Annotated in this window: 5 protein-coding genes and 2 pseudogenes; 3 read left to right on the forward strand and 4 right to left on the reverse strand. The window is 68.5% G+C overall.

The window, feature by feature from the left end:
• Nucleotides 1-279: 279 nt before the first annotated feature.
• The 4 genes and pseudogenes from ACZ514_RS32160 to ACZ514_RS32175 all read right to left on the reverse strand — a co-directional run.
• Entirely contained in the window at nt 280-918 is a 639-nt protein-coding gene (locus ACZ514_RS32160; protein ID WP_469126330.1) for a Fic family protein, read from the reverse strand.
• Nucleotides 902-1,180, reverse strand: a complete 279-nt coding sequence (locus ACZ514_RS32165; RefSeq protein WP_469126331.1) for a hypothetical protein — start codon at nt 1,178-1,180, stop codon at nt 902-904. The genes ACZ514_RS32160 and ACZ514_RS32165 overlap by 17 nt, the downstream gene beginning before the upstream one ends.
• Nucleotides 1,177-1,617, reverse strand: coding sequence for a hypothetical protein (locus ACZ514_RS32170; RefSeq protein WP_469126332.1), 441 nt, complete (start codon nt 1,615-1,617; stop codon nt 1,177-1,179). The genes ACZ514_RS32165 and ACZ514_RS32170 overlap by 4 nt, the downstream gene beginning before the upstream one ends.
• 697 nt (nt 1,618-2,314) lie before the next feature.
• Nucleotides 2,315-2,505 (reverse strand): annotated as a pseudogene (locus tag ACZ514_RS32175) (IS5/IS1182 family transposase); the annotation flags it as partial.
• A 197-nt stretch (nt 2,506-2,702) separates the two neighbouring features.
• On the opposite strand from ACZ514_RS32175, the pseudogene ACZ514_RS32180 reads away from it, so the two are divergent.
• The 3 genes and pseudogenes from ACZ514_RS32180 to ACZ514_RS32190 form a co-directional block, all read left to right on the forward strand.
• A pseudogene (locus ACZ514_RS32180) lies at nt 2,703-3,446 on the forward strand (transposase); the annotation flags it as partial.
• A 57-nt stretch (nt 3,447-3,503) separates the two neighbouring features.
• A complete protein-coding gene (locus tag ACZ514_RS32185) occupies nt 3,504-3,887 on the forward strand; it encodes a hypothetical protein (RefSeq protein WP_468175963.1) in 384 nt (127 codons plus the stop codon).
• 243 nt (nt 3,888-4,130) lie between these two features.
• A complete protein-coding gene (locus ACZ514_RS32190; protein WP_469126333.1) occupies nt 4,131-4,526 on the forward strand; it encodes a hypothetical protein in 396 nt (131 codons plus the stop codon).
• Nucleotides 4,527-4,716: the final 190 nt, after the last annotated feature.

The following is a 4,716-nucleotide window of genomic DNA, read 5'->3' on the forward strand; positions in this document are numbered from 1 at the left end:
TTCCTCCGGGCTTTCGTTCTTCGTTCTTGCGTTTCCGACTCTATCAGACTCTTTCGTGTCCGATTTCCTCGGCGCTTTCGAGGTCCTGCGCTTTCGCGCTTTCCCTTTCCGGCGGTTCCGACTCTATCAGAAGTTCTCCACCGGTTTTCCCGGCTTCAACGTTTCCGAATGGAGAGTCGAATGCACTCCACCCGGAACGAGATCCTGTGTGGAGTGGTGGCTGCCGAACTTGTCCAGTTCGAGGCAACCGTTTAACTCTACAACCCTGCTCCAGGGGTGTCAAAACGCCGACGCAGCCCCTTCACCAGGGGGTCGGCGGTGGTTGAGGACCCCGATGAGGGTGGCAAGGTCCGCTGCACCGACCGGGTCGTCCGCGTAGCGGGTGGTCTGAAGGGGCCCCACCTCAGGAAGGAAGACCTCCTCCCGTGCCAGGACGTGCACCAAGGTCAACAGCGCGGCTCGGGCATTGCCATCGGTGAAGGGATGGAAGAACGCCACATCGAGGTAGGCGCGGGCCGCCCGGGCCGCCAACGGGACGTCGGGGTCGGTCGTCTCGTGCAGGCAGGAATCGAAGTCGGACCGCGTGCGCGGGGTCAGACCGTAGCGCTCGCGGCCGTCCTTCGCGTAGGCGTCGCTCACGCGGAACGGTGCCTCCGGCACAGCGAGGACTGCGCGCTGCCAGCCGGCGAGCAGGCCGAAGTCCAGCGGGGCACGGCGTGCGGCGTCTTTGCGGGCCAACGCGTAGGCGGCGAGCAGACGCTCGGCGCGCATCGGATCACGTCGGCGCACCGGCCCCTGGCACCAGCGCCGGAACCCATCGCGGGCGTGCGTGATCCGCTGGAGGGCCGGTGCGCTCTGCCAGTCGGCCTCCCGGCGCACGCGCAGCCATACCGCGAGGCTGTCAGCGGCGGCGGTCATGGAGATCCTCCAGAGCCGCCCTCTCCCCGTGTTCCTGGAACGGCGCGTGGCCGGTAAGTCCAGTGGCCAGGTCCTCGCCGACGGATTCGATCAAAGACCGTTTCGGCTCGACCCAGCTCTTGAACCTGCCGCCGATCGCGCGCTCCACCGCTCGCGCGGCTTCGGCTCGGTCCATGCCGGTGCTGGTGAGGAACCAGCACAGGACGATCGACGCCTGACCGTGCCAGCCGCCCTCCGCGCCCGAGTCCAGCGTGTGGGTCACGAGCCGGACGCAGGCCCGTTCCAGGTGCCAGCTGCGGCCTGGGGTGAGGCGTCCGGCGGGGGTGCCAGTTCGGCGAAGCGCTGGGCCGTCTCCTCCAGCCACTCCCGCCACTCCAGCAGAGCGGCTACGACGCGTGCCGCGGTCTCATCGGGGGTCGTCACCGAGCTCGGCCCGCAGACCCAGCTGCCGATGGGCCCGCCGTAGCGGTAGCACCAGCTCCACCCCCAGGCCCAGGTGCCGTACCGCTCCCGGATGACCGCGTCGATCTGGCTCTCGCACCAGCGTTCGCCCTGCCACCAGCCGGCCATGCCGGAGAGCACGGGCGGCACCCATGAGCGGACCAGCGAGCGGAGGCGGTCTTCCTCCTCCTCGTCCCAGACGAAGGGATGGCGGGCGGGGTCGAAGTCGTCCCAGTTCCGAACGCTCTCGTGCGTCACGGGAGGCACGCGGTTCTCGGGGAAGGGAAGGGTGTCACGGTTGTACGTCAGCGCCGGCCTCTCTTCCCGTCGGATGTGATCGGCCCCTCAGTCTCGGCTCGAGGCCCCTGGAGCCGCGACCTGTTTTCGGCCCCGCCGCGCGCGGCGGTCGGCACCGACCTCGCCTGGACGGCGGGCAAGGCGCGGTTCCGCTGGTGCGGCGAGACCGACGGTTGAAGGGCTCTCGCTGTACCTGCGCGGGGTGCGGCTGGACGGCCGTAGGTACGGGTGGTGGACAAACCCGATTCAACGTCCACGCTGCGTCCGGCACCGGACCGAGCGGTAGCCGACCATCACCTGGAGCAAGGGCTCAGGAGCGGCGATGAGCCCGCACTTCGTCCTTCGGGGGACCCGGCTAGCCTCATGCCCCTCGCGAAAGTCCGCCGACGCATCGAGCACGACTGCCGCGAGCGCAGAACCGTCCTGGGCCTGGTCCCTGCTGGCCGCGACGCTGCCTGGCTTCATTTGCGTGGTCCCCGGGCCGCGTATGGGCCCTCGGATCTCGTCCGGCACGACCGCTCTGGACTGGACCGGTCCAGCCGCAGACCTGGCGTGGCGCCCAGGGACAGCGTCCGTGCGGCAGCCGCAGTCCGCGCTCGCGTAGAGCTTCCTGGCGAACCCGCAGCGCGAGCGACCCGGGCCCTTCGCCATCCGGCGAGGTGAGGTTGTGCATCCGGGATGCCGAACACGGCGTGGTCAACCCCCTCGTCCTTCAGACGGCAGTCGCGCATCTTCCACGTCTTCATCCGCATGAAGACATCCCCGGCCCAAGACCGGACCTGCTTGTGGCACTTCGTTTTCCGCTTTCCACCGCTGGAGGTCGGCCTGGCCGCGCTCGCGACAGTGCGGGAACCTGGTGGATCGACCGCGCGGTGACGCTGTGGTCGCGGATCGAACATAAGGCTAGTGCTGTGACCGGGAAGGTTCACCGGGCTGCTCGCCGTGTTGGTTGCGAATGACTTCTCCAGCCAGGTGGGGAGGCGGGGATCGGGCAACCCGTCCGGGGTCACGGGCTGACCGAACAGGAGGGGTAGAAGCTCGAGCACATCGTCCGGCGAGGCAGTAGGAGCTCTCGGTGCGGTTCCGGCAGGCGATGATGCTGCTGGCCTCGGCCGGGCAGCGCGGTCCCGGTCATAGCCCGTCTGGTCCAGGCGGACGAGGACACCGTTCTCGACGTGATCCACGCGTTCAACGAGATCGGGCTCCCATGCCTAACCCTCATCGCCCGGCCCGTGCGGCTCGGCTGGGAGGCGCTGCTGGGCATCCGCCCGACCGCTGGCTCGTGCTGGGCAGAACAGGGCGGCCAGCCCGACTGCCGGCGATGTTCCGCCGAACCCACAGGATCACCTATTTCCGCGGCTGCTACTCCGTTGGCGACGACCAGGTGTGGGAGATCAACCGGCGCCGCAAAAGCATCGATCGCACCTGGGCGACCGTGCGAACCATCCGGGCCGCCCGCCCGGACGGCGCACCGATCGACGTGATCCTCGACAGTGTTCTCCGCCCCCACAGACCGCCGGCTGAAGAAGTGGGCGACCAAGAACAAGGTCGAGCTGTGCTTCACCCCGACCTACGCCTCTTCGGCCGACCACACCGAGGCCCCCTTCGGGCCGCTGCGGCAGTTCGCCCCGGCCAACTCGAATCGCCCGAACCACACGGCCCCAAACCCGGGCCCTCGACGCCTCCTGCGTAGGCGCAACCAGAACGCCCGCCACCCCGAAGTTGTCGCAGCACAACGACGTGAACGAACCCGCGTCCGCAGTGAGAAGGGTGTCCGCTGCGGAGGGCGCGGTTGCCGAGCCCGGCCCATAACCTCGATCCTGTGTGCTCGACAAGCAGGAGGGCACATGGGGCTGGTTCTTTTCCCGGACGACGGAGACAACAGCAGTCCGGATGCGTCCTGGTCCCACAGCGGCTTTGCCGCGTTCCGGCGGCGCCTGGCTCAGGCCGACGGGGTCACCCTGTCGGAGATGCGGGGCTTCGGCGGTGAGCGCCCCTGGAGCGAGGTGTCCACCGCTCTGGAGCCACTCCTCGATCATCCCGATGTCGGCGGTGAGGGTCTCTCGCCCGCCGAGTGCGCGTCGGTTCTGGCCCGCCTGGAGGCGATCACCGACCAGTGGACACGAAAGGAAGGCGACCAACTCCTCCAGCAGCACATCGAGGACGCCCGCCAGCTGGCGGGCGTCCTGCGGTTCTGCGTCCGGAAGGGCGTCCCACTGGCCTTCCTCTGAAACTCACCAGATGCCTCCGGGACTTCCGCCGGTCCGCATCGCAAGTTCCGGCCCCGAGTCGAGCACGCCTTGCCCGCATGAAGCAGGACAAGATCCTCCGCGACTGCCGCCGGCACGGCAGAAACTCCACCGCGCGGTCCGGGCCGTCGCCCACTCGCACGGCCTTGCCCTCAACGCATGGCCGGGGAGGCCCGCACGACCCTCCGCAACGCGCTCTAGTGTTCTCCGAACGAAGGGGGTCGCATGCCGCACGGTACGGCTGAAGCGGGGACGGGCATGGAGGGGATCACGTTTCCTGCCTGGCACGGAAAGCACTATGTGACGCTGGCTGAGCTACTGGTTCGTCTCGGAAGCTTCGGCCTGGACCTGACGTGGCGCGTCGAGTGCGACGAGATCGTCGATCCTCGCTGCGTCGAGATGGAGAGACGGTCCGCCGACGCCGGCATGGACACGTTGACGCTGTTGTCGCTCACGACCCCGTTCCTCCAACTGATCGACGCCGAAGCACGCGGGTTCGCCGAGGACGAGCTGGTGATCGTCCTGACCGAGTTCGACAGCTCGTTGTGGGACGTCAGGGCCGTCGACGAGGGCGTACTCAGCGAGCTTCGCCGCCACTACCCGGGCGCCCGGGAGCTATGAACGGGGGCGCTTCAGCCCGGGTCGCACCACAACGAGCCCCGCCCAGCGTGGCGGTCGGCTCCCTCCAGGCGTCCCCGGTTGCCGACTGGCAAAAGCCCGTGAACGCAGAAAAGCCCCGCACCAGAAGGTGCGGGGCTTTCCCACAATGATTGTTCGGCGGCGTCCTACTCTCCCACAGGGTCCCCCCTGC

The sequence above is a fragment of the Streptomyces sp. NPDC034086 genome (assembly GCF_055575515.1).